Raw genomic sequence first — 21,439 nt, forward strand, 5'->3', positions numbered from 1 at the left:
ACAGACTGCTAATTACTTCATCCAGCCTTTGCTGTGGAAATACCAGAGTGGAATGATTGCTGAAATTACCATTGCAACAATCGCCATTGGATAACCCCAAGTCGCATCTAACTCAGGCATGTGCTTGTAGTTCATACCCCAAATACTGGCAAGCAAGGTTGGTGGCATTAAGGCTACCGATACCACCGAGAAGATCTTGATGATCTTGGATTGGTTCAAGTTAATAAAACCTACGGTAGCATCCATCAAGAAGTTAATCTTATCGAATAAGAAAGCAGTATGGTTTTCCAGAGAGTCGATATCGCGCAAAATTTGACGCGCTTCCTCCTGCTGCTCATCAGAAAGTAACTTGCTGCGCATAAGGAAGGACAAGGCTCTGCGGGTATCCATCACGTTACGACGAATGCGTCCGTTGGTATCTTCCTCTTTGGCAATGGTTTCGAGGACTTGCTCGGCATCCGCATCATTAATATCATCTTGCAAGACTCGTTTACCAGCTTGCTCCAGGTTTTCATAAACCTCTTCCAAAGCATCAGCAGAATACTCAGCATCGGTTGAATACAAATCTAGCAACACATCTTTTGCATTGCTCACTGAACCAGGACGCAAACGGGCACGCAAGCGAACTAAACGGAACACTGGCAAATCTTCGTCATGAATTGAGAACAGCACTTGCTTGGTCAGAACAAACGCTACTCTAACGTTGCGAGAGGTTTCTTCTTCATCTAATAAGAAATCAGTACGGATGTGGAGGTGGCCATCATCTGCTTCAAAATAACGCGCAGACGCTTCTAAGTCACCCAAGTCATCCAACTCAGGCAAAAGTACGCCAAATGCCTCTTTAATCCAAATTAATTCCTCTTCTTCTGGATCAACCACGTCAATCCAGATAGGATTGGCATATTGCAATAATTCGTTGCGATCTTCGACTTGCTCTTGGGAGAGGCGGCCATTTTGCAGGACGAACAAGTTGATCATGGTGAACTCCTAAGGAATGTGCGCTAGTTTATCCTATCGAACATGACAGTTTCACTAAAATAAGCCAAATCCAATGAACTCTCGCTTAAATACCTTTAACCAGCAACTCCAATCCGCATGGGCTTCCCAAGGCAGCATGCTGTGTGTTGGTTTTGACCCGGATCCAAAGCGCTTGCCCTCCTCCCTACAAGGGAATGCCGAGGGTATCTATGAGTTCTGCCGAGACATCGCTGATGCAACCGCGGATTTGGTCTGTGCCTTCAAGCCCCAATTTGCCTACTTTGCCTCCCAAAGAGCAGAGGCTCAACTAGAAAAACTAATCAAGCACCTCAAAGATAAATACCCCCACATCCCAGTCATCCTGGATTCCAAACGTGGAGATATTGGCAGCACTGCTGACCATTACGCTCTGGAGGCCTTTGATCGATACGGCGCTGATGCTGTAACCGTGAACCCATACATGGGCTTTGACACGATCGAGCCCTACCTAAAGCACGCAGGCAAAGGAGTTATTGTCCTCTGCCGCACATCCAACCCTGGCGGGTCAGATTTGCAGTTCCTGAATGTGGCACCCAATGGCGAGCCTCTTTATCTGCATGTGGCTAAGCTGGCTGCACAACAGTGGAATAGTCCTGATCAGATCAGCCTGGTAGTCGGCGCTACTTTCCCAGAAGAAATTGCCAAGGTACGCGCCATTGTTGGTGATATGCCCTTATTGATTCCAGGGATAGGTGCTCAAGGTGGTGATATTGATGCCACTGTCAGCGCGGGAAAAATAACCGGCAAACCAGGAACAGGGATGATCATCAATTCTTCCCGAGCGATTCTGTATGCCAGCTCAGGCGCTGATTTTGCTGAAGCGGCTAGAGTCGTTGCCATGAGTACTCGGGATGCACTTCGAGCAGCTGCAAACAAATAGTTAAATAAAACAAGAAATTATTTACCCGCACCGCTCTTTGGATAAGGCGCCAAGGCAACTCTATCCATATTTTCTAAGACAAATTCTTGGCGAGCGGAATAATTAATACTTCCTCGACGGCAATACTGCTGCTTGTCAAAACACTTTGGCGCTGGCAGCGCTGAAGCTAGAGCAGCAGCTTGGTCCCGATCTAGGGCTGCTGGACTTGTAGCAAAATAATGCTGAGAGGCGGCACCAACTCCAAAAATGCCTTCACCCCACTCTACCGAATTGAGATAAATCTCAAACAATCTCTGCTTAGAAAGTATTAATTCCAAAAGCCCGGTAATGATGAGCTCCTGGCCCTTGCGCAAATAATGTTGCTCTGAAGAAAGAAATAAATTTTTTGCTAATTGCTGGGTAATAGTAGATCCACCCCGTAACGCTATTTTGGATTTATTGCCTGTTTGGGTTTTTTGCTGATTCTGCTGTTGATTTTTCTGCCAGGCTTTTTGCATATCCTCAACTCGCACACCCTTGTGTTGAAAGAAGATATCGTCTTCACTGACTAAAACAGCGCGCTTGAGATTGTTCGAGATCTTGTCATAAGGCACCCAATGAGATTGCACTGGACAGGTCCAATGCCAAGTACATAAGCGCCAACGCTCAGCCCTCTGAAACGCAGTGCTACTGGGATCTAAGCTCATCCATAAAGCAATTTGCAGAGCAAAAAAGATTTGCATGGCAATAAACCCTGCGAGCAAACACTTCACTGGATATAGAAGCCAGCGCATCAGGGCAAATTAACTGCGTAACTCTGCTAAGACTGCGCGGGGGTAAATTGCACTCGCTAATTGCGCACCCCGCCATAGCAAGAATGCATCAGCCGCTTGCTCAACCAACATTCCAAGGCCATCACTTACGCGAGCACCTCGTTGTAAGGCCTGCTGCATGAAGGCAGTAGTTTTACCGTAGACCATGTCATAAGCGAAAGAGCTGGGCACAAAAATATTAGCTACCGCTTCGGGCGTCAATGGAGACTCGTCGGTTAAACCAGCAGCAGTAGCGTTAATGACCAAATCAAATGGATGCTGAGTTTTTGCAACATCCTCCAAATCAGCCAAAGTACGCGACTCCAGCGCTACCTCCTTAGAGCCGGCTAAATCTGCAAATAGCTTAACCAACTCATCCGCTTTTGCGCTGGAACGATTGGCAATGATGAGGGACTTAGGAGATTGCTCAAGCAAAGGACCTATTACACCCCGTGCAGCCCCACCAGCACCGATCAATAAAATACGAGCACTATGCAGTGCAATACCTTGAGCCAGTAAATCGCGCACTAGACCAGCACCGTCGGTATTGTCACCAAAAATTTTGCCTTCCGTCTTCCACAAAGTGTTAACGGCACCCGCCAATTGAGCACGCGGTGTTAATACATCAGCCAAATTTTGAGCATCTAACTTGAAAGGCACCGTTACATTCATGCCTTTGCCGCCTGCAGTAAAAAATGCTTTAGCTGCTTGAGCAAATGAACCTATTTCAGGCTGAAGACGGCCATAGTGCATCCGTTGCTTTGCTTGCTCTGCAAACCGTTGATGAATTGAGGGAGACTTGCTGTGAGAAATCGGATTACCCGCAACCGCATAGACATCCACGCCAGCAAAAAGGCTTGGATCGGTGTGTAGGGAGGCGGTATCAGTAGAGCTCATGATGACTACAGAATAAGCGAATTTGCAAATTGAGTTAGTAAACTTTTTAAATAATATTAATGGCGTAGCTCTAGGCGATCCACGCCATCGCGCGTGAACTCAAAAGTAGAGATCCAATCTAAGACATCGATTTGATTACGCATTTCTGAAGGAAAAGGACCAAATGGCGCAGAGGCTCTCACAATTGCCAGCGCTTGGCGGTCTAGCTCGGGATTGCCAGAACTACGGCCAATCGAGAGCCCATCCTTGCCTTGAGCATTTGTAGTGATTCTGCCTTGGTTATCAACGCTGACAACAATCACTAGACTACCGTACAAAGGGCGTCCATTCGCCCTTGGGAAAAAAGCACTACCGTAAGCCTCAATCTTCTGACGCATCGCATCGTAATAATGCGCAAACGTGACTGCCTTGGTATTAGCTCCAGTCAATACCTTACGTCTAGGCTCTTTACCATCAGCTTGTAAGCGTTTAGCTAACTCAGCCTCTAAAGAATTTAATTGGGGAGTAATTTTTTGCTCGTCGCCACTCTTGCGACCACCTGAACGACTGCGCTGCTCATCTAGCTTAGCGAGCATTTGTTTTTGCTGCTTTTCTAAAACCTCTAGTCGCGCTTCTGCACCCAATCTGGCACGGTGCATTGCTGCGGCATCTTGAGTTTCTGTTTTACCGCCACCCTGCAAATCAGCCTGCGCCAACTTATTTGCTTTTTGAGGTGGCGTTTTATTGCTGGCGTTTACTAAAACCACGCTCAATGGCGTATTGAGTCTGCGGTTCTGAATCTCTCCAACACCCCAACGGAAAGATAAGAAAACAATGTGGATCAGTATTGAAGCGCACAAGGCAAATCGGAATGGGTAGCGATTCCAGGCGCTACGCAAGTAACGCAAGGCCCCAGCAAGCCTCTCAGGACATCGAAACTCCAGCGATTTAATCTGGGCTAGCATCTTCTTTGGGATTATCCGAAACTACTTGCTCTGGAGTCTGCTCGGCAGCCTCATCAGCCGAAGGCTTTTCAGGAGATTCAATTTTTGCCTCGATCTCCAATACACGAACGCCAGCACTAAGCTGCAGCAAATCTACATCTGCGATCACTACTTCCGCACGGGTCATGCGTGGATGGGTTGCCAATTCAGGGATAGGTAGATGTAGAGGTACTAACTCCACTCTGGACATACCCTCTTTTAAATGGCGCACATGCACTGTTTTCGAATCACCGTCTTGAGTGATCCAACGTAAACACCAATACTTTTCCAAGCGATCTTGAAACTCGCCATAAGCTTGATAACAAGATTCAAAGTCAGCGGCAATACCCATCAAGGTAGCGTCTCTCGGCGGGAATGGGGCCACCATCTTGGCGGTGACGCCATGCTTTGCTAGCGCAATTAATTGCCACTGATTTACCAAATCAGAATACCGACGTAAAGGAGATGTACACCAGGCGTAATAATCCAAACCAAGACCCTCATGAGGTCCAGGAGTGGTTTGCATCCGGGTACGCAATGGACCCCAACCCTTTTGAGTTCTGAATAGTCCAGGAAGGCCATGATCTGCTAAAAGCTGTCCTGAGGCGCTATTACAGAAAATCATCCACTCCGCAACGATCGTATCCAAAATAGAACCGCGTTGACGTGGGGTGATTTCTACGCGCTGCACCCCATCAACATCCTGAATCTGAAAATGAAAGTCTCTTGCTAGGGCATTTGGATCTGTGACGCCTAACTGCTCAGCACGCAAACCATTTGCTACGCGCTTCTCTTGACGCCCTGCATGCAGATGTTTAGCCGCTTGCCATAGAGTCGCCAGCTCTTTGCGATAGGGGTAGTTAGAACCCTCATCCAGCAGACTCTCTTCACTCACGAGATGCTCAATATTTTCCAGGCGCAAATTAGCAGCCATCGGCACCATCTCAGTACGCATCTGCAAGCTCGCTCTATTGGCAATGCCCTCAGCATCAATATCAACATAGATTGATAAGGCTGGTCTAGGCATACCCTCATCTAATGAAAATTGCTCAATTACTGAGTCCGGCAACATCGTAATTTTGTCACCCGGAAAGTACACCGTGGACATGCGATTGCGAGCGACTAGATCTAATGGCTCATCTTTTGTAATGGCTAATCCAGGAGCGGCGATGTGAATACCTACTCGATGCCCACCCTCGATTACCGTAACAGATAGAGCATCATCAATCTCTGTAGTGCCAGAATCATCAATGGAGAATGCCTGTACCTGAGCAAGCGGTAGCTCAGCAATAGCAGATGCATATGCCGCTTGATCAACGCCGATAGCAAGGTTGTGATCCGCACCATTCGGAAAATGCGCCTTCAGGAACAAGCCCTGGTGATACGCTAAAGGTGAGTCGATTGCGCCACAGCGAATCATCAGCTGCGCCGGAGACTCCCCGGTTTCAGTGCAGGCTGCGATCAATGCCTTATAGGCAGAGGTATTTTTATCGGGCGAGAAAAGTAATTGCTTGGCTGAAGACTTCAGTGACTCAGGGAAAGTGCCAGCAACCAACTCTTGCTGCCAAATGGATTGCTGTTCAAGCTCTTTTTGTTTGCGATCTAATGCAGCCAAACCAGCCTGTAACTGCTCTAGTGGAGCCCTCTGAAACCGTCCGCGCCCCTTGCGACGGAAAAATACTGGCGCCCCTTGCAAGGCAATAGCCAGCGCAACTTGTTGTGGAATGCTCGCTTGTGAGCCAAAGTACTCATGCGCTACATCAACCAAGCCAAACTCTTCATCAGGCGCACAGTCCCAAAGGAACTGCAAATCAATATCGGCAGTGAGTGTGCTGGCTTCATCCATAGCCATTTGAGCTTCAGGCTTTTCAAAACGCAGCCACACTTCCTTGGCTTTGAGTTTGATCTTTTTTCCAGAAAGACTAGTTGCTTGCCAAGACTCTGCATCGCCAGCCCCTGAAGCAGACTGGACTGTGGCGATCTTAATATCGCCACCTTCTTCGTATAAAAGATTCATGCTTAGAGCGAGATCCCGCCGCTGGCCTCTAATGCCACTCCATTAACATAGCTTGCCTCATCGCTTGCTAAGAATAAATACACATTTGCCATTTCAGCGGGGGTACCCAGACGACCAAGCCAACTGCGTTTTTCAATGTCTTGCACAATATTTGCTGGCATGGCCATGACCATTTCAGTGGCGATAAAACCTGGGCACACCGCATTGACTCGAATGCCTTTAGGCCCTAATTCACGCGCCCATGTTTTTGTAAAACCAATCACACCAAATTTAGTAGCTGAGTAATTGGTTTGGCCAAAATTACCATAGAGGCCCACAACGCTTGATGCGTTGACCACTGCGCCAGAGCCAGCTTCCAACATATGCGGCACGATTAACTGAGTGCAATTGAATACGCCCTTCAGATTGACATCAATCACGGTATCGAACTGTGCTTCGGTCATCTTAATCAAGCGTGCATCTTGAGTAATGCCTGCGTTATTGATCAAGATATCAATCCGCCCATGCTTTTGCATTACCCGGTCTACAACTGACTGAATGCTAGCTCGATCGGTGACATTCATGACATAGCCTTCGGCATTAGGCGTTTTTTCAGCCGCGCTATTAACAGCCTCCAGGCTAATATCCGCAATGATGACTTTTGCGCCTTCTTCCGCAAAACGCTGAGCAGTAGCAAAACCAATACCCTTTGCCGCGCCGGTAATGATGGCTACTTTGTCTTTTAGTCTATTGCCCATGATTTGCTTTCTATTTTTGCTTTTGTTATTAATTCTTTTTTTACTGCGCCGAAATGGCTTTTAATATTTTCTGGTGTACGCCACCAAACCCGCCGTTGCTCATTACCAAAATGTGATCGCCAGGCTGAGCCTCATGCGCAACCGCCTTCACTAATGCCTCAAGATCATCAAAGGCATGTGCTTTACCCTGTTCTTGCATATTGAGTGGAGATAAGACGTCTGTTAAATCCCAACCCAATGATTCCTTGCCGGCATTAGCGCCATAGGCAAACACTTTGTCAGCAGCCTCTAGACTTCCAGGAAGTTGAGCTTTCATCACACCGAGCTTCATCGTATTTGAACGTGGCTCAAGTACCGCCAAGATACGTGCTTTACCAACACGGCGGCGAAGACCATCAACTGTAGTCGTGATCGCGGTTGGATGGTGGGCAAAATCATCATAGATCGTAATGTCATTTGCAACACCAATCGTTTCCAAGCGACGCTTTACATTCTTAAATTCCGCCAATGCGCGTGCACCATCTGCTGGAGGGATACCAATATGATTTGCGCAAGCAATCGCTGCAAGTGCATTGAGTTGATTGTGTCTACCCATCACACCAGAATCAGGCGCCCACTTCACAGTGGCTACCTCTTTACCTGCCTTGCGCACGATGAAACCATCAGCCTCTTGAGCAATTAAAGACCATTCATTTGTGAGTTCTTGCCCGAACCGCTCTACAGGCGCCCAAGCGCCACGCGTGATCACGCTCGCCAATGCAGGCTCCTCACCATTTACAACCAGTAAACCATCACCAGGAACAGTGCGCACTAAATGATGAAATTGTGTTTCGATTGCCGCAAGATCAGCAAAAATATCGGCGTGATCAAACTCTAAGTTATTCAATAGGGCCGTACGTGGTCGATAGTGAACAAACTTACTACGCTTATCAAAGAAAGCAGTGTCATATTCATCAGCTTCAATAACAAAATATTTACTTTCGCCTAAACGTGCAGACACTGTGAAATTCAGAGGCACACCACCAATAAGATAACCCGGCTTGTAGCCATTGAATTCCAAAATCCAAGTCAACATAGCTGAAGTGGTTGTCTTACCATGCGTACCCGCTACGGCCAAAACATGGCGTCCATACAAAACTTGTTCGCCCAACCATTGCGGGCCTGAGATATAGGGTAGCCCTTGATTGAGAATCGCTTCCATCAATGGATTACCTCGAGAAACCACATTGCCAATCACAAATAAATCGGGCATGGTCACAAACTGAGATAATTGCTCAGGTGAGAATCCCTCAATAAGTTCGATGCCTTGAGCTTCAAGCTGCGTACTCATTGGGGGATAGACGTTGGCATCGCAACCAGTAACGCGATGCCCAGCCTGCCTCGCGATTGCGGCAATGCCGCCCATGAAAGTACCGCAAATGCCCAAGATATGTATATGCATTAGCGAATTTTAGCGAAGGAGTTGCAATGAACCGTAGACAATTGATCATCATCGTCGCAATTAGTCTTTTGGCACTCCTTGGGGGTGCACTAACCTCCCAGTGGATTTATAAAACTGGTTTGGCCAGCGATCCCGCTGTGAAAGCATTTTTTGCCAATTCCTGGCAAACGCCAGATGGAAAAACAGTTAATACCCAAGATTGGCAAGGAAAAGTGCTGGTGGTGAACTTTTGGGCCTCCTGGTGCCCACCATGTGTCGAAGAAATGCCTACTTTAGATAAGCTTCAGCAAGAGTTCTTGCAGCAAAATGTCTTATTTGTCGGTATTGGCATCGATTCGCCCTCTAATATTCGTGAATTTCTCTCAAAAACCCCAGTGAGCTATCCGATTGTGATTGGTGGTCTTGAAGGTAGCAATCTTTCTAAGCAACTGGGAAATTCCCAAGGCGCTCTTCCTTACACCATCATCATCAATGCCAAGGGTAAAGCAAGCTATAGCAAATTAGGAAAAATAAGCGAAGATGACATCAGAAGCGAAATTAAATCCGCTTTATAGGTAGTTTTAAGCTATAAATGGATTTATCGAACCATTAATTTCTGCCTAAAAATTAAGCATTTATTTTGATATCTGCTCCTTAAAGCGATGAAAATTCCTATTTTTGCAGCGAGTTTTGGTCTTTTCCTAGCTTTAAAAAGGTATACTCCCCTTCATAAGCAATCGAGCATGAAGTTATTTAGCAATTTACGCTTAACTGCCTCTAAAAACAGGGATCTATGTCGAAAAAAGCTTCAATTCTCGTAATTCAAGGCCCAAACCTAAATCTATTAGGCACCCGTGAACCCGATGTTTACGGAAAAACTACCCTAGAAGATATCCACCAAAGGCTCGGCGAGCTGGCAAAAGCGCAGTCCGTTGATCTCGATACCTTTCAAAGCAACCATGAAGGTGAGTTAATTGACCGCATTCAAAAGGCTAAACAAGATGGGGTTGATTTCATCATCATCAACCCAGGCGCCTTTACCCACACAAGCATTGCATTACGCGACGTCTTGGCTGGGGTAGCTATCCCTTTTACCGAAGTCCATTTATCCAATATTCATCAGCGCGAAGAATTCCGTAAACATTCCTATTTGTCCGATATTGCGACTGGGGTGATTTGTGGTCTTGGCGCGATTGGCTATGAATTAGCCCTGCAAGCAGCTATTGCTCGCTTGCAGAAATAAAACTATTTAAAGAATGACAAGAGAGGAAGCACTCGTATGGATCTGAGAAAACTAAAAACCTTGATCGACCTAGTTTCTGAATCAGGAATTTCAGAATTAGAGGTAAATGAAGGCGAAGATCGCGTTCGCATTGTGAACGCCGGATCTCCTGCGCCCGCTGGCCAAATGGTTTACGCCAATCCAGCACCTGCGATGCAAGCTGCACCAGCAGCTAGCGCACCTGTTGCAACAGCTCCTATCGCTGAAGCTCCCGCGACTGAAAATGGCTCTATTGCCCGCTCACCAATGGTTGGCACTTTCTACCGCGCCCCAAATCCAGAGTCTCCGAACTTCGTCAACATTGGCGACACTGTCAAGGTAGGTCAAACGCTTTGCATTATTGAAGCAATGAAGTTACTCAATGAAATCGAATCCGAGCACGCTGGTGTGATCAAAGAAATTCTTTGTGAAAACGGTCAAGGTGTTGAATTTGACCAACCGCTTTTCATCATTGCTTAATTGACTACCTTTAGTTCAATTCCAATTCACTGTTACTTAACTCAGAGCCGACATGTTCGATAAGATTCTGATTGCCAATCGGGGAGAAATTGCTCTCCGCATCCAACGCGCATGCCGCGAGTTGGGAATTAAAACTGTGGTGGTGTACTCCACAGCAGATAAAGAAGCGAAGTATGTAAAGCTTGCCGATGAAGCGGTTTGTATTGGGCCGGCGCCATCTCCGCTTAGCTATCTGAATATGCCAGCGATTATTTCTGCAGCGGAAGTTACCGACGCAGAAGCAATTCATCCTGGTTATGGCTTCCTTTCTGAAAACGCAGACTTTGCAGAGCGGGTTGAGAAATCTGGCTTTGCCTTTATTGGTCCTACAGCTGCGTCTATTCGCTTGATGGGTGATAAGGTTTCTGCAAAACGCGCCATGATTAAAGCTGGTGTGCCTTGCGTGCCTGGATCAGAGGGCGCACTTCCTGATAATCCAAAAGAAATTATTGCAACAGCAAAAAAGGTTGGCTATCCAGTAATCATTAAAGCTGCTGGCGGTGGCGGCGGTCGTGGCATGCGAGTGGTTCACACTGAAGCTGCGCTGATCAACGCTGTCAATATGACCCGAGAAGAGGCGGGCCGTGCTTTTGGTAACCCGGAAGTCTATATGGAGAAGTTTTTAGAAAAACCTCGCCACGTTGAGATTCAGATTCTTGCCGACACTCATGGCAATGCGATTTGGTTGGGTGAGCGCGATTGCTCCATGCAGCGTCGCCACCAAAAAGTGATTGAAGAAGCGCCAGCACCAGGCATTGATCGTCGTCTTATCGCCAAAATTGGCGAGCGTTGTGCAGAAGCCTGCCGTAAGATTGGCTATCGTGGCGCCGGTACCTTTGAGTTTCTCTACGAAGATGGTGAATTCTTCTTCATTGAGATGAATACCCGTGTTCAGGTGGAGCATCCAGTGACTGAAATGATTACTGGTGTGGATATCGTTCAGGAACAAATTCGTATTGCGGCTGGCCTGAAACTCAGCTATCGCCAAAAAGACATTGTTTTCCGTGGTCATGCCATTGAGTGCCGCCTGAATGCTGAAGATCCATTCAAGTTCACCCCGAGCCCAGGCAAAATTGGTTCATTCCACATGCCTGGAGGCCCTGGCATTCGGGTTGATTCGCATGCTTACAGCGGCTATGTAGTGCCATCAAACTATGACTCCATGATTGGTAAATTGATTTCTTACGGTAATACTCGTGAGCAAGCCATTCGCCGCATGCAGATTGCGCTCTCTGAGATGGTAATTGACGGCATTACAACCAACATTCCACTCCACCGTGAGCTCATGCTAGATCCGAACTTCATTGAAGGCGGCACCAGCATTCACTACTTAGAGCATCGCTTAGAAGAGCAAGCTGCGAGTCGCGGTAAATCCTAATGATGAAAGCGCTTCATGTCTTATCGTGAACTGGTATTCACGGTAGCTGCTGAAACCGCCGAGCCTTTGAGTGACGCGCTTTTGGATTTGGGCGCCCTGTCCGTCACTGTTGAAGATGATGCTGCTGGTGGCTATGACGAAAACCCACTTTACGGTGAGCCAGGCCTCTCTCCAGAAGTGCAAGCGTGGGATAGATCAGCAGTAACCGCTCTCTTTAATCCAGAGATTGATGCTTCAGGTAGTGCAGAATTTATTCCCGAACTACTTGCATCCCTTAAAGAGGCAGGCTTTCATCTAGCACCTCCTCAAGAAAAAACAGTCGAAGAACAAGACTGGGTTCGCTTAACCCAAAGTCAATTTGCACCCATACAGATTGGTGCGCGGATTTGGGTAGTGCCATCTTGGCACGATGCACCAACTGATCCGAATGCGATCTGCCTTGCGGTTGATCCAGGCCTCGCATTTGGTACTGGCAGCCACCCAACCACGCATTTATGCCTTCTTTGGCTTGAGCAACAAAATCATTTGCAAAATCAAAGTCTCTTGGATTACGGTTGTGGCTCAGGCATATTGGCGATTGCTGCCGCAAAGCTGGGCTGTAACCCAGTGATTGGTACCGATATTGATCCACAAGCGATGGTTGCTGCTCGCAGCAATGCAGAAATCAATAACACCACCATTCGCTTTGTCTTGCCAAACGAAGGCGCGCTCGAACTGGCTGCCGAAACCAAATATGACATCGTGATGGCCAATATTCTGGCAAATCCACTACAAGTTCTTGCGCCCGCCTTAGTCAACAAGATGAAGGTAGGCGGACGCATTGTTTTATCTGGTGTACTTGCCCGCCAAGCCGAAGAAGTGATTGCTACTTATAGCCAATGGCTCAAGCTCTCTGTTTGGAAAGAGAGTGAGGGCTGGGTTTGCTTGCACGGCACCTTAAACAAGGACAAGCAAAGCAATTCTGAATCTACTTTTGCTGCACCTGCTCAAAAAAAAAGTCTTAAGTTAGTCCTTTTAGCTGCTTTACTTCCGCTACTCCTAGTTTTTGGAGAGCATCTCTCCAGAAATTCATTGCTTCCCGCATTAGCACCACGCATTGATGGAACATCAAATTCCATTTCCGTTAGTGCGTTTCATGTTTTACAACATATCGATGCAAAACTTTGTCGTGCACTAGGATGTCTAGATCGCACTGTGAGCGATTTTTCTGCATGGAAAATAACTTCAGCCGCACTTGCGCCAGAAAACGCGCGAGAAGGCCTTAAAAACCCTGCAAATCAATCTCTGCTGCAAGTGGAGATACAGAATCGTCTAGCTATTGCCGTTTTAGCGCCGAATTTAGAAATTTCTTTAACTGATGCAGAAGAATCTGAAATCAAATCACTGCAATTCACTCCACAAGAGTGGCTACCTAAAGTTTGGCAAGAATCTCATCCTGATTTTTTAAAAAAAGGAATTCCTTCCGGCGAAATGCTGCAGCTTGAGCTGCTTATTTCGCTTCCACTGAATGCTGCGGGCTATCGTGTGCGAGTACTCTACCCCTAAATTAATTCATAAACGCTACATTTACACCCAATTTTTATAAAGAAAGTAATTTATGGCTAGCTTGATATGTGGCTCCATTGCCTACGACACCATCATGAACTTTGAAGGTAAATTTGCCGATCAAATCCTGCCTGAGCAGATTCATATTCTGAATGTAGCCTTCTTGGTACCCACTATGCGCCGTGAATTTGGCGGTTGCGCTGGCAATATTGCCTACAACCTCAATCTTTTGGGCGGCGATCCAATCATCATGGCTACAGTGGGTGGTGATGCCACGCCCTACATGAGTCGCCTTGAGCAACTCAAAATTGATGCAAGCCATATTCGCCAGATTGAGCAAGCGTTTACTGCGCAAGCTATGATCACCACCGATCAAGCCAATAACCAAATCACTGCTTTCCATCCAGGTGCTATGGGTGAATCCCATCTGAACCAAGTCTCGGCAGTTGTGGCTGAGCGTAGCAAGAACGCTAAGGGTCCAGCGAAATTAGGTATCGTTGCACCAGATGGTCGCCAAGGAATGTGGGAGCACTGCCATCAACTAGCCGATGCCAATATTCCCTTTATCTTTGATCCAGGCCAAGGTTTGCCAATGTTTAATGGTCCCGAGCTTCTGGAATTGGTAGATATCGCCAGCTACTTGGCAGTAAATGACTACGAGGGAGAAATGCTTTCTCAAAGAACGGGCTTGAGCTTGGCCAAAGTGGCTGAGCGAGTTAAGGCGCTGATCGTTACTAAAGGCGCTGAGGGGGCTGATATTTATGTTGATGGCAAGGTGATCGCTATTCCATCGGTGCCGGCTGGAAAAGTAGTCGACCCAACAGGTTGCGGGGATGCCTTCCGAGGTGGATTGCTGTTTGGTCTAGAAAATGGCATGGACTGGGACACCACTGGCCGCCTCGCTAGTCTCATGGGCTCAATCAAGATTACCCATCAAGGGCCACAAAATCACCAACTCAGCAAAGATCAGATCGCAGAGCAATTTAAAGCAGCATTCGGCTTTAGTTTCTAAGTAAAAACAGCCTAGGGCGCCTAGGTTTACTAATTTCTCAATCTGGAAATAAAAAAAGGGGTCTCGTGAGAGACCCCTTCTAGTAACACCCGTCCGATTAAGGACGTGTGCCAGTTGGGAAGGGCCAAGCGGCGGCAGGATTCAACGCACTAGTCGCTGGTGCAGCTTTCTTAGCCGCGGGCTTTTTTACAGCGGAGCCCGCTTTCTTCGCAGCAGGCTTACTTACTTTTTTTTTGCTACGCGCTTCTTTGCAACTTTTTTAGCTACTTTTTTAGCAGCTGGCTTTTTAGCAGCAGCTTTTTTAGCAGCAGGACGCTTCTTAGCTACTTTTTTAGCAGCTGGCTTTTTAGCAGCAGCTTTTTTAGCAGCAGGACGCTTCTTAGCTACTTTTTTAGCAGCTGGCTTTTTAGCAGCAGCTTTTTTAGCAGCAGGCTTCTTTTTAGCTACTTTTTTAGCAGCAGGCTTCTTAGCAGCTACTTTTTTCTTAGCAGCTGGTTTCTTTGCAGCAGGTTTTTTCTTGGCGATTGCCATATTAATACTCCTTCACGTGAGGATTAGTACAAACTACATTAAGAAGACCCGACCATCTAATTCCGCCTGGTTTTGCAACCTTTTGGAGCTGACGAGCGAGCCATTCATCGGCGCGCGGCTTGATGCTAGGTGCTGCACGCTAATGAATCCTGGAAAAAAAGCCGTGGTCCCAAAGGACAACGGCTTCTTAAATGTGCTGGAAAAAATGGAGAGAATAGCCCAGGCACCCTTGAGCAAGGGTTTTCGGATTTGAGTCTGTTTTTGCTGACTTCTTAAACTATCCAACCGTCTAATCTCCAATTTAGCCGGCTATGCGCTTACTTACTGCTTACTACTCCCAACTTAGCGCACCGCCAGTTTGATACTCAATAACGCGTGTCTCAAAAAAGTTTCTTTCTTTCTTAAGATCAATCATTTCTGACATCCATGGAAATGGATTCTCTTCATTTGGGAACATCGCGTCAAGTCCTATTTGCAAACATCTGCGATTACAGATGTATCTTAGGTACCCTTTGAACATCGGAGCGTTCAATCCAAGTACTCCGCGAGGCATCGTATCTTCGGCATAACGGTACTCTAATTCGACCGCTTTTTCGAAGATGGATTTGATCTCGTCTTTGAACGCGGAAGTCCATAACTGCGGGTTCTCCAGCTTGATTTGATTAATCAAATCGATACCAAAATTGCAGTGCATAGACTCATCGCGAAGGATGTATTGATACTGCTCAGCAGCACCCGTCATTTTGTTTTGACGACCCATTGCAAGTATTTGCGTAAAACCAACATAAAAGAACAAACCTTCCATCACGCAAGCAAAAACGATGAGCGAACGGAGCAATGTTTGATCAGCTTCTAGCGTGCCAGTCTTGAAATTTGGGTTGGTTAATACATCAATATATGGAATGAGGAACTCATCTTTAGCGCGAATCGATTCAATTTCGTTGTACGCATTGAAGATTTCAGACTGATCTAAGCCCAAAGACTCCACAATATATTGGTAAGCGTGGGTATGAATTGCCTCTTCAAAAGCCTGGCGCAATAGGTATTGGCGGCATTCTGGAGCAGTAATGTGGCGATAAGTACCCAAAACAATGTTGTTTGCTGCCAAAGAATCTGCAGTCGTAAAGAAACCTAGATTGCGCTTGATGATGCGACGCTCATCCTCTGTCAGGCCATTCGGATCTTTCCAAAGCGCGATATCGCGGTTCATATTGATCTCTTGTGGCATCCAGTGATTTGCGCAACCAGCTAAATACTTCTCCCAAGCCCATTTATATTTAAATGGAACCAACTGATTAACGTCAGTCTTGGCATTAATGACGCGCTTATCAGCGGCATTGACACGCAAGGCAGCGCCACCAGCCGCAGCAGCTTGCACTGGGGCAGCAGAAACAACTTGAGGGGCTACCTGAGCAATCTGATCTACCTGTGGGCGTTGTGGCTCCGCTGCAACCGGCTGCGGTGCAAGACTAGCTTTCGCTAGTGCTGGAGCGACTTCTTCTTCCCAATTCAACATAACTTTCTCCTAATTCTTCTATTCCGACCAATAAGCAAATCGCTTATTGACATGCTTCACATTCTTCGAAACCAGCATCGCCTGGGCGCATTGTGCAAACTGGGCCATCAGCTTCTTGTGCAGCTGCTGCATCCGTACCATTTACGCCACCACCGCTAGAAACAGAGTTCAACTGACCACTAGCAACGGTTGATTTTTCAACGTGAGTTGCAGCCATTGTGCGGAGGTAATAAGTGGTTTTCAAGCCACGCAACCAAGCCAACTTATAGGTGTCATCCAATTTCTTACCGGAAGCGCCACCCATGTAGATGTTGAGTGATTGAGCTTGGTCGATCCATTTCTGACGACGTGAAGCAGCTTCAACCAACCAACTTGGCTCCACTTCGAAAGCAGTTGCATACAAATCACGCAAATCTTGTGGAATGCGGTCGATTTTGGATAAGGTGCCGTCAAAGTACTTCAAGTCAGCAATCATCACTTCATCCCAAAGACCACGATCTTTCAAATCGCGCACCAAGTACTCGTTTACCACTGTGAATTCGCCTGAAAGGTTGGATTTCACAAACAAGTTCTGGAATGTAGGCTCGATGCAAGCTGAAACACCAATAATATTTGAAATCGTAGCTGTTGGCGCAATTGCCACGCAATTGGAGTTGCGCATACCGTGTTGCTTGATACGTGCACGTAAACCACTCCAATCCATAGTAGAGGAGTTATCCACCTCTACATAACCACCGCGCTCGGCCGCCAACATGGCTACTGAATCCTGCGGGAGAATGCCGCGATCCCATAAGGAACCTTTGTAGGTGCTGTAAACGCCGCGCTCTTCAGCCAATTCATTGGATGCTTGGTATGCGTAGTAGCAAACTGCTTCCATTGAAGAGTCAGCAAACTTCACAGCCTCATCGCTAGCATAAGGAATACGCTGCATATGCAAGCAATCCTGGAAGCCCATGATGCCCATACCCACTGGACGGTGCTTCAAGTTGGAGTTACGCGCTTTAGCTACTGCATAGTAGTTGATATCAATCACGTTATCCAACATACGCATTGCAGTACGAACAGTTCTTTGGAGCTTCTCGTGATCCAAAATCATCTTGCCATTGGCATCTGTAGTCATGTGAGCAGTTAAGTTCACAGAGCCCAAGTTACAAACCGCAATCTCAGTCTCGTTTGTATTGAGGGTGATCTCAGTACAGAGGTTAGATGAGTGAACTACACCGACATGCTGCTGTGGGCTACGAATATTGCAAGGATCTTTGAAAGTAATCCATGGGTGACCAGTTTCAAACAACATACCGAGCATCTTGCGCCATAACTGTTGCGCTGGAATACGGCGGAATGGCTTCAATTCACCACGATCCGCTTTTTGCTCATAGGCAACATAAGCCTCTTCAAATGCTCTACCGAATTTGTCATGCAAATCTGGAGTGTTGGATGGCGAGAACAAAGTCCAATCGCCACCTTCCATTACACGCTTCATGAACAAATCAGGAATCCAGTTTGAGGTATTCATATCGTGGGTACGACGACGGTCGTCACCAGTGTTCTTACGTAATTCCAAGAATTCTTCGATATCCAAGTGCCATGTTTCTAAGTAGGCACAAACTGCACCCTTACGCTTACCACCTTGGTTCACAGCAACAGCAGTGTCGTTCACTACCTTCAAGAATGGCACAACACCCTGTGATTTACCGTTAGTTCCTTTGATATGGCTTCCCAACGCACGAACGTTAGTCCAGTCATTGCCCAAGCCACCAGCAAACTTAGACAACAAAGCATTTTCTTTCAATGCTTCGTAAATTCCATCCAAATCATCATCCACGGTCGTCAAGTAGCAGCTAGAAAGCTGTGGACGAGTAGTTGCCGAGTTGAACAATGTTGGTGTACTGGACATGAAATCAAATGTAGAGAGGATTTCATAGAACTCGATTGCACGACGCTCACGATCCATCTCATTCAAAGACAAGCCCATTGCCACGCGCATAAAGAAAGCCTGTGGCATTTCAATACGACGCTCTTCAATGTGCAAGAAATAGCGGTCATACAAAGTTTGCAAGCCGAGATAGTTGAATTGCAAGTCACGGCTGGCATTCAAGGCTGCAGCCAAGCGTGGCAAGTCAAACTCACGCATGCGTGGATCCAGCAACTCAGCAGAAATACCTTCGTTGATGTACTTAGCAAAATAAGTGCTGTATTCAGCTTGCGTATCGCCCTGCAATACTTCCTTGCCAAAGATTTCTTTACGAATCACGTGCATCAAGATGCGTGCTGTTACTTGGCTGTATGCCGGATCTTTTTCAATCAAAGTACGGGAAGCCAAAATAGCGGAGTCATACACCTGCGCCATTGGTACGCCGTCGTACAAGTTCTTGATAGTCTCAGTAATGATTGGAGTAGCGTCAATATGAGTACCCAAACCTTCGCAGGCCGCCTCAATCACAGTACGCAAAGCGGCCATATCAAGCCACTTCTCAACACCGTTGTCAGTTACCTTGATGCCAGACTCGCCAGCTTGATTCGCAGTTTGCGCTTCCTGGGAAACTTCTTGCTGAGCAGCACGCTCTTGATTGCGCTTTTCACGATAGAGAACGTAAGCACGAGCAACGTTGTGCTCACCACTACGCATCAAAGCCAATTCAACTTGGTCTTGAATATCTTCGATATGGAAAGTTCCGCCATTTGGGCGGCTACGTAACAATGCGCGCACAACAGAGTGAGTCAACTGCTCTACTTGTTCGCGAACACGTGCTGATGCTGCACCTTGACCGCCATTAACTGCCAAAAATGCTTTTGTTACAGCAATTGCAATCTTGGATGGCTCAAATGCAACCACTGAACCATTACGGCGAATGATTTTGTAATCAGACAACTGAGTTGCCTGGGTACCACCAACACCACCAGCAACAAAGCTGGCAGAAGGGGCTTGATTTACCGCCCCCGCAGGACTCATTCCCGGGTTATTCGCTCCAGCTGGTTGGCCTGCTGTCTGTGGATTAGCGTATGTCATGTTGCTCCTGCATATATATAGTTATTTGGACAAAATATCGTTAAAAAACAATGGGGTATTGCTAGATTCAAACACTACATCTAGTGTCTTGAAGCGCATTAGGCACTAAGTATAGGGAAATATTTGATAATTGGTAAGCCATTTATGACAAATATTTATTAGTACTTTTACTAAGTTTTCCACTTATTTTGGGGTCATTTTGGTGCGAATTTTTTGGCCCGTTTTAGACAAAGGCTAAAAAAGTAAGCGTACGCTCACATACAAAAGGAAGACTATCGAGGGCTTAGACCAAAAGGCAGTCGTTCAAGAGGAATGCCTGTCTCTTTTTGGAACTTTTTCCAGTCAAAATAAATTCCAGGATCGGTTTTGCGATCAGGCGCAATGTCGCTGTGTCCCGCAAATTGCAAATGAGGATATGTGACTGCCAATTTCGCAATGAGATTTACCAAGACTTGATACTGAGCAGCTTCAAATGGCGAATCGCCATCCCCCTCCATCTCAATACCAATCGAAAAGTCATTGCACCTTTCCCTGTCAAAAAATGATGAAACACCAGCGTGCCAAGCCTTGTACTGCGTAGAGACAAACTGAATTAAATCTCCAGAGCGGGCAATCAAAAAATGGCTGGATACCTTTTGATCGGCAATCTCAGCAAAATAAGGATGCTTGTTAGGGTCCAGCTTATTTTGGAAAAAATCAACAATATGCTGACTAGACGATTGATTTCTGAATTCACCTGGCGGAAGACTAATGTGATGAATCACAACTAGATCAGGAATAACATTTTCTGGTCTAAGGTCTTGGTTAGGTGAAATTCTCCATTGCGCATCGCCAACCCAACCATCCGAATCTAGGGCATGAAGATGTGCTTTTGAGCAATAAAAACGGTCTTCACAAGTGAATGCTTCTGACTTAGGTAAGTGCACCTTACAGCACTGACACTGCACCATCACCTCCGGTACAGTCACCTTCTCAGGCTTATTTCTATTGGGTTTAGGGGAGTTTTCTGCGTTGAACTGTGCTTGCTTCTTACCCTTAATCCAAAGATAAAAAAGGCCAGCCCCTGCAAATAATAAAAGCCACTTAAACAATGGTTAAGCTCTCTGCAGAATGACTTCAACTACAAAACGACTGCCGACATATGCAAGCAACAAAGCGGTATAAGCACTTAATACCCATCGAATAGCAGCTCTGCCACGCAGCCCCACTCGCCAACGCGCTATCAAAAGACCGGCAAACAAAAACCAGGAGACCAAAGCAAAAATGGTTTTGTGATCAAACATTAAAGGTTTGCCAAACAGCGTTTGCGAAAAGAGTAGGCCTGAGAAGACCGTCAAACTCAAAAGCGCAAAACCAACATAAAGCAAATTGAACAAAAGACTCTCCATCGTCATGAGCGGAGGTAGATCCTCCAACCAATGAGCAAGGCGGCCATTCGGAATGATTGCCAACTGACGATGCAACGCGCGATCCTGAACGCTCATGAGCATGGCATGCATCGCCGCCAGACTCAGTAAGCCCACTGAAACAGTAGCCACCACGAAGTGTCCCTTAAACCAAGGATCTGAAACCGCTTTAGGTGAAAGTAAGGTTCCTGGAAAAACAGTCGGCAGAAATGCACAAATGAGCGCAAACATTAAGGACATCCAACGTAAGCTTGAGATAGGTAAAAACCAAGATTGAAACCAATAAAAGGCTAGGCCAACCCAAGCAATCAAGGACAAATCCTGTGCAAAACCAAATACAAAGCCTTGGGGAGTGAAAACTGAGTCATGCAATTGCACCCCATGAATCACCAAAATCACAAAAATAGCAGCCTGTACCAGAGCGCTAGAGAGTCCAGACTCCACGCCGCTCTTGGCTTTGAAGCTCAAAACCAGCAAAAGCACTAAATAAAGTGCGGAAGGGAGCCATCCGTAACTTGAGTAACCTAAAATATCCATCTG

The 21,439-nt window shown here is 46.6% G+C and carries 19 protein-coding genes and 1 pseudogene; 8 read left to right on the forward strand and 12 right to left on the reverse strand.

All coding sequences use genetic code 11. The annotated features are described in order from the left end of the window. Positions 1–12: 12 nt before the first annotated feature. Positions 13–978 (reverse strand): magnesium/cobalt transporter CorA, encoded by a 966-nt coding sequence (gene corA, locus ICN40_RS05805; protein ID WP_072583348.1) that lies wholly within the window; start codon positions 976–978, stop codon positions 13–15. A gap of 73 nt (positions 979–1,051) precedes the next feature. Here corA and pyrF point away from each other — a divergent pair, with 73 nt between their 5' ends. Then, entirely contained in the window at positions 1,052–1,897 is an 846-nt protein-coding gene (gene pyrF, locus ICN40_RS05810) for an orotidine-5'-phosphate decarboxylase (protein WP_216242770.1), read from the forward strand. Between the two features lie 17 nt (positions 1,898–1,914). Here the strand turns inward: pyrF and mtgA are convergent, their stop codons facing one another. The 6 genes from mtgA to mpl are packed head-to-tail and all read right to left on the reverse strand — an operon-like array spanning position 1,915 to position 8,742. Continuing rightward, complete coding sequence (gene mtgA / locus ICN40_RS05815; protein ID WP_216121584.1) at positions 1,915–2,670, reverse strand: monofunctional biosynthetic peptidoglycan transglycosylase; 756 nt, start codon at positions 2,668–2,670, stop codon at positions 1,915–1,917. Positions 2,671–2,679: 9 nt separating this feature from the next. Further along, positions 2,680–3,585, reverse strand: coding sequence for a shikimate dehydrogenase (gene aroE / locus ICN40_RS05820; protein WP_072583351.1), 906 nt, complete (start codon positions 3,583–3,585; stop codon positions 2,680–2,682). Positions 3,586–3,641: 56 nt separating this feature from the next. After that, positions 3,642–4,529, reverse strand: coding sequence for an energy transducer TonB (locus ICN40_RS05825; protein WP_216242771.1), 888 nt, complete (start codon positions 4,527–4,529; stop codon positions 3,642–3,644). Then, on the reverse strand, positions 4,513–6,564 hold the full coding sequence (locus tag ICN40_RS05830; protein WP_216242773.1) for a ribonuclease catalytic domain-containing protein: 2,052 nt from the start codon (positions 6,562–6,564) through the stop codon (positions 4,513–4,515). The genes ICN40_RS05825 and ICN40_RS05830 overlap by 17 nt, the downstream gene beginning before the upstream one ends. Before the next feature lie 2 nt (positions 6,565–6,566). Beyond that, entirely contained in the window at positions 6,567–7,301 is a 735-nt protein-coding gene (gene fabG / locus ICN40_RS05835; protein WP_216242776.1) for a 3-oxoacyl-ACP reductase FabG, read from the reverse strand. Positions 7,302–7,341: 40 nt separating this feature from the next. Further along, positions 7,342–8,742, reverse strand: a complete 1,401-nt coding sequence (gene mpl, locus ICN40_RS05840) for a UDP-N-acetylmuramate:L-alanyl-gamma-D-glutamyl-meso-diaminopimelate ligase (protein ID WP_216242779.1) — start codon at positions 8,740–8,742, stop codon at positions 7,342–7,344. A 26-nt stretch (positions 8,743–8,768) separates the two neighbouring features. On the opposite strand from mpl, the gene ICN40_RS05845 reads away from it, so the two are divergent. From ICN40_RS05845 to ICN40_RS05870, 7 genes and pseudogenes are all read left to right on the forward strand, one after another. Beyond that, positions 8,769–9,296 carry a TlpA disulfide reductase family protein gene (locus ICN40_RS05845; protein WP_216242780.1) on the forward strand — a complete coding sequence of 176 codons (528 nt, stop codon included), beginning with the start codon at positions 8,769–8,771 and terminating at the stop codon, positions 9,294–9,296. A gap of 218 nt (positions 9,297–9,514) precedes the next feature. Then, positions 9,515–9,964 carry a type II 3-dehydroquinate dehydratase gene (gene aroQ, locus ICN40_RS05850; protein WP_216242781.1) on the forward strand — a complete coding sequence of 150 codons (450 nt, stop codon included), beginning with the start codon at positions 9,515–9,517 and terminating at the stop codon, positions 9,962–9,964. 36 nt (positions 9,965–10,000) lie between these two features. Further along, positions 10,001–10,462 carry an acetyl-CoA carboxylase biotin carboxyl carrier protein gene (accB, locus tag ICN40_RS05855; RefSeq protein ID WP_216242782.1) on the forward strand — a complete coding sequence of 154 codons (462 nt, stop codon included), beginning with the start codon at positions 10,001–10,003 and terminating at the stop codon, positions 10,460–10,462. Positions 10,463–10,514: 52 nt separating this feature from the next. Next, complete coding sequence (gene accC / locus ICN40_RS05860) at positions 10,515–11,879, forward strand: acetyl-CoA carboxylase biotin carboxylase subunit (RefSeq protein WP_072583357.1); 1,365 nt, start codon at positions 10,515–10,517, stop codon at positions 11,877–11,879. Between the two features lie 15 nt (positions 11,880–11,894). Then, a pseudogene (gene prmA / locus ICN40_RS11715) lies at positions 11,895–12,815 on the forward strand (50S ribosomal protein L11 methyltransferase); the annotation flags it as partial. Continuing rightward, the gene (locus tag ICN40_RS11720; protein WP_255561259.1) at positions 12,804–13,424 is read left to right on the forward strand and encodes a DUF3426 domain-containing protein; all 621 of its coding nucleotides are present in this window, start codon (positions 12,804–12,806) and stop codon (positions 13,422–13,424) included. The pseudogene prmA and the gene ICN40_RS11720, both read left to right, overlap by 12 nt. 52 nt (positions 13,425–13,476) lie before the next feature. Beyond that, positions 13,477–14,436 carry a carbohydrate kinase family protein gene (locus ICN40_RS05870; protein WP_216242784.1) on the forward strand — a complete coding sequence of 320 codons (960 nt, stop codon included), beginning with the start codon at positions 13,477–13,479 and terminating at the stop codon, positions 14,434–14,436. A gap of 222 nt (positions 14,437–14,658) precedes the next feature. Here the strand turns inward: ICN40_RS05870 and ICN40_RS05875 are convergent, their stop codons facing one another. From ICN40_RS05875 to ICN40_RS05895, 5 genes are all read right to left on the reverse strand, one after another. Further along, a complete protein-coding gene (locus ICN40_RS05875; RefSeq protein ID WP_216121574.1) occupies positions 14,659–14,967 on the reverse strand; it encodes a hypothetical protein in 309 nt (102 codons plus the stop codon). Between the two features lie 331 nt (positions 14,968–15,298). Continuing rightward, a complete protein-coding gene (locus ICN40_RS05880) occupies positions 15,299–16,483 on the reverse strand; it encodes a ribonucleotide-diphosphate reductase subunit beta (protein ID WP_216242785.1) in 1,185 nt (394 codons plus the stop codon). A 43-nt stretch (positions 16,484–16,526) separates the two neighbouring features. Further along, positions 16,527–19,436, reverse strand: coding sequence for a ribonucleoside-diphosphate reductase subunit alpha (locus ICN40_RS05885; protein ID WP_370623985.1), 2,910 nt, complete (start codon positions 19,434–19,436; stop codon positions 16,527–16,529). A gap of 329 nt (positions 19,437–19,765) precedes the next feature. Then, positions 19,766–20,584 (reverse strand): 1,6-anhydro-N-acetylmuramyl-L-alanine amidase AmpD, encoded by an 819-nt coding sequence (gene ampD, locus ICN40_RS05890; protein WP_255561219.1) that lies wholly within the window; start codon positions 20,582–20,584, stop codon positions 19,766–19,768. Positions 20,585–20,587: 3 nt separating this feature from the next. Next, the gene (locus ICN40_RS05895) at positions 20,588–21,436 is read right to left on the reverse strand and encodes an inner membrane protein YpjD (RefSeq protein WP_216121572.1); all 849 of its coding nucleotides are present in this window, start codon (positions 21,434–21,436) and stop codon (positions 20,588–20,590) included. Between the last annotated feature and the right edge of the window lie 3 nt (positions 21,437–21,439).

The sequence above is a fragment of the Polynucleobacter sp. Fuers-14 genome (assembly GCF_018882045.1).
Taxonomy (GTDB): Bacteria; Pseudomonadota; Gammaproteobacteria; order Burkholderiales; family Burkholderiaceae; genus Polynucleobacter.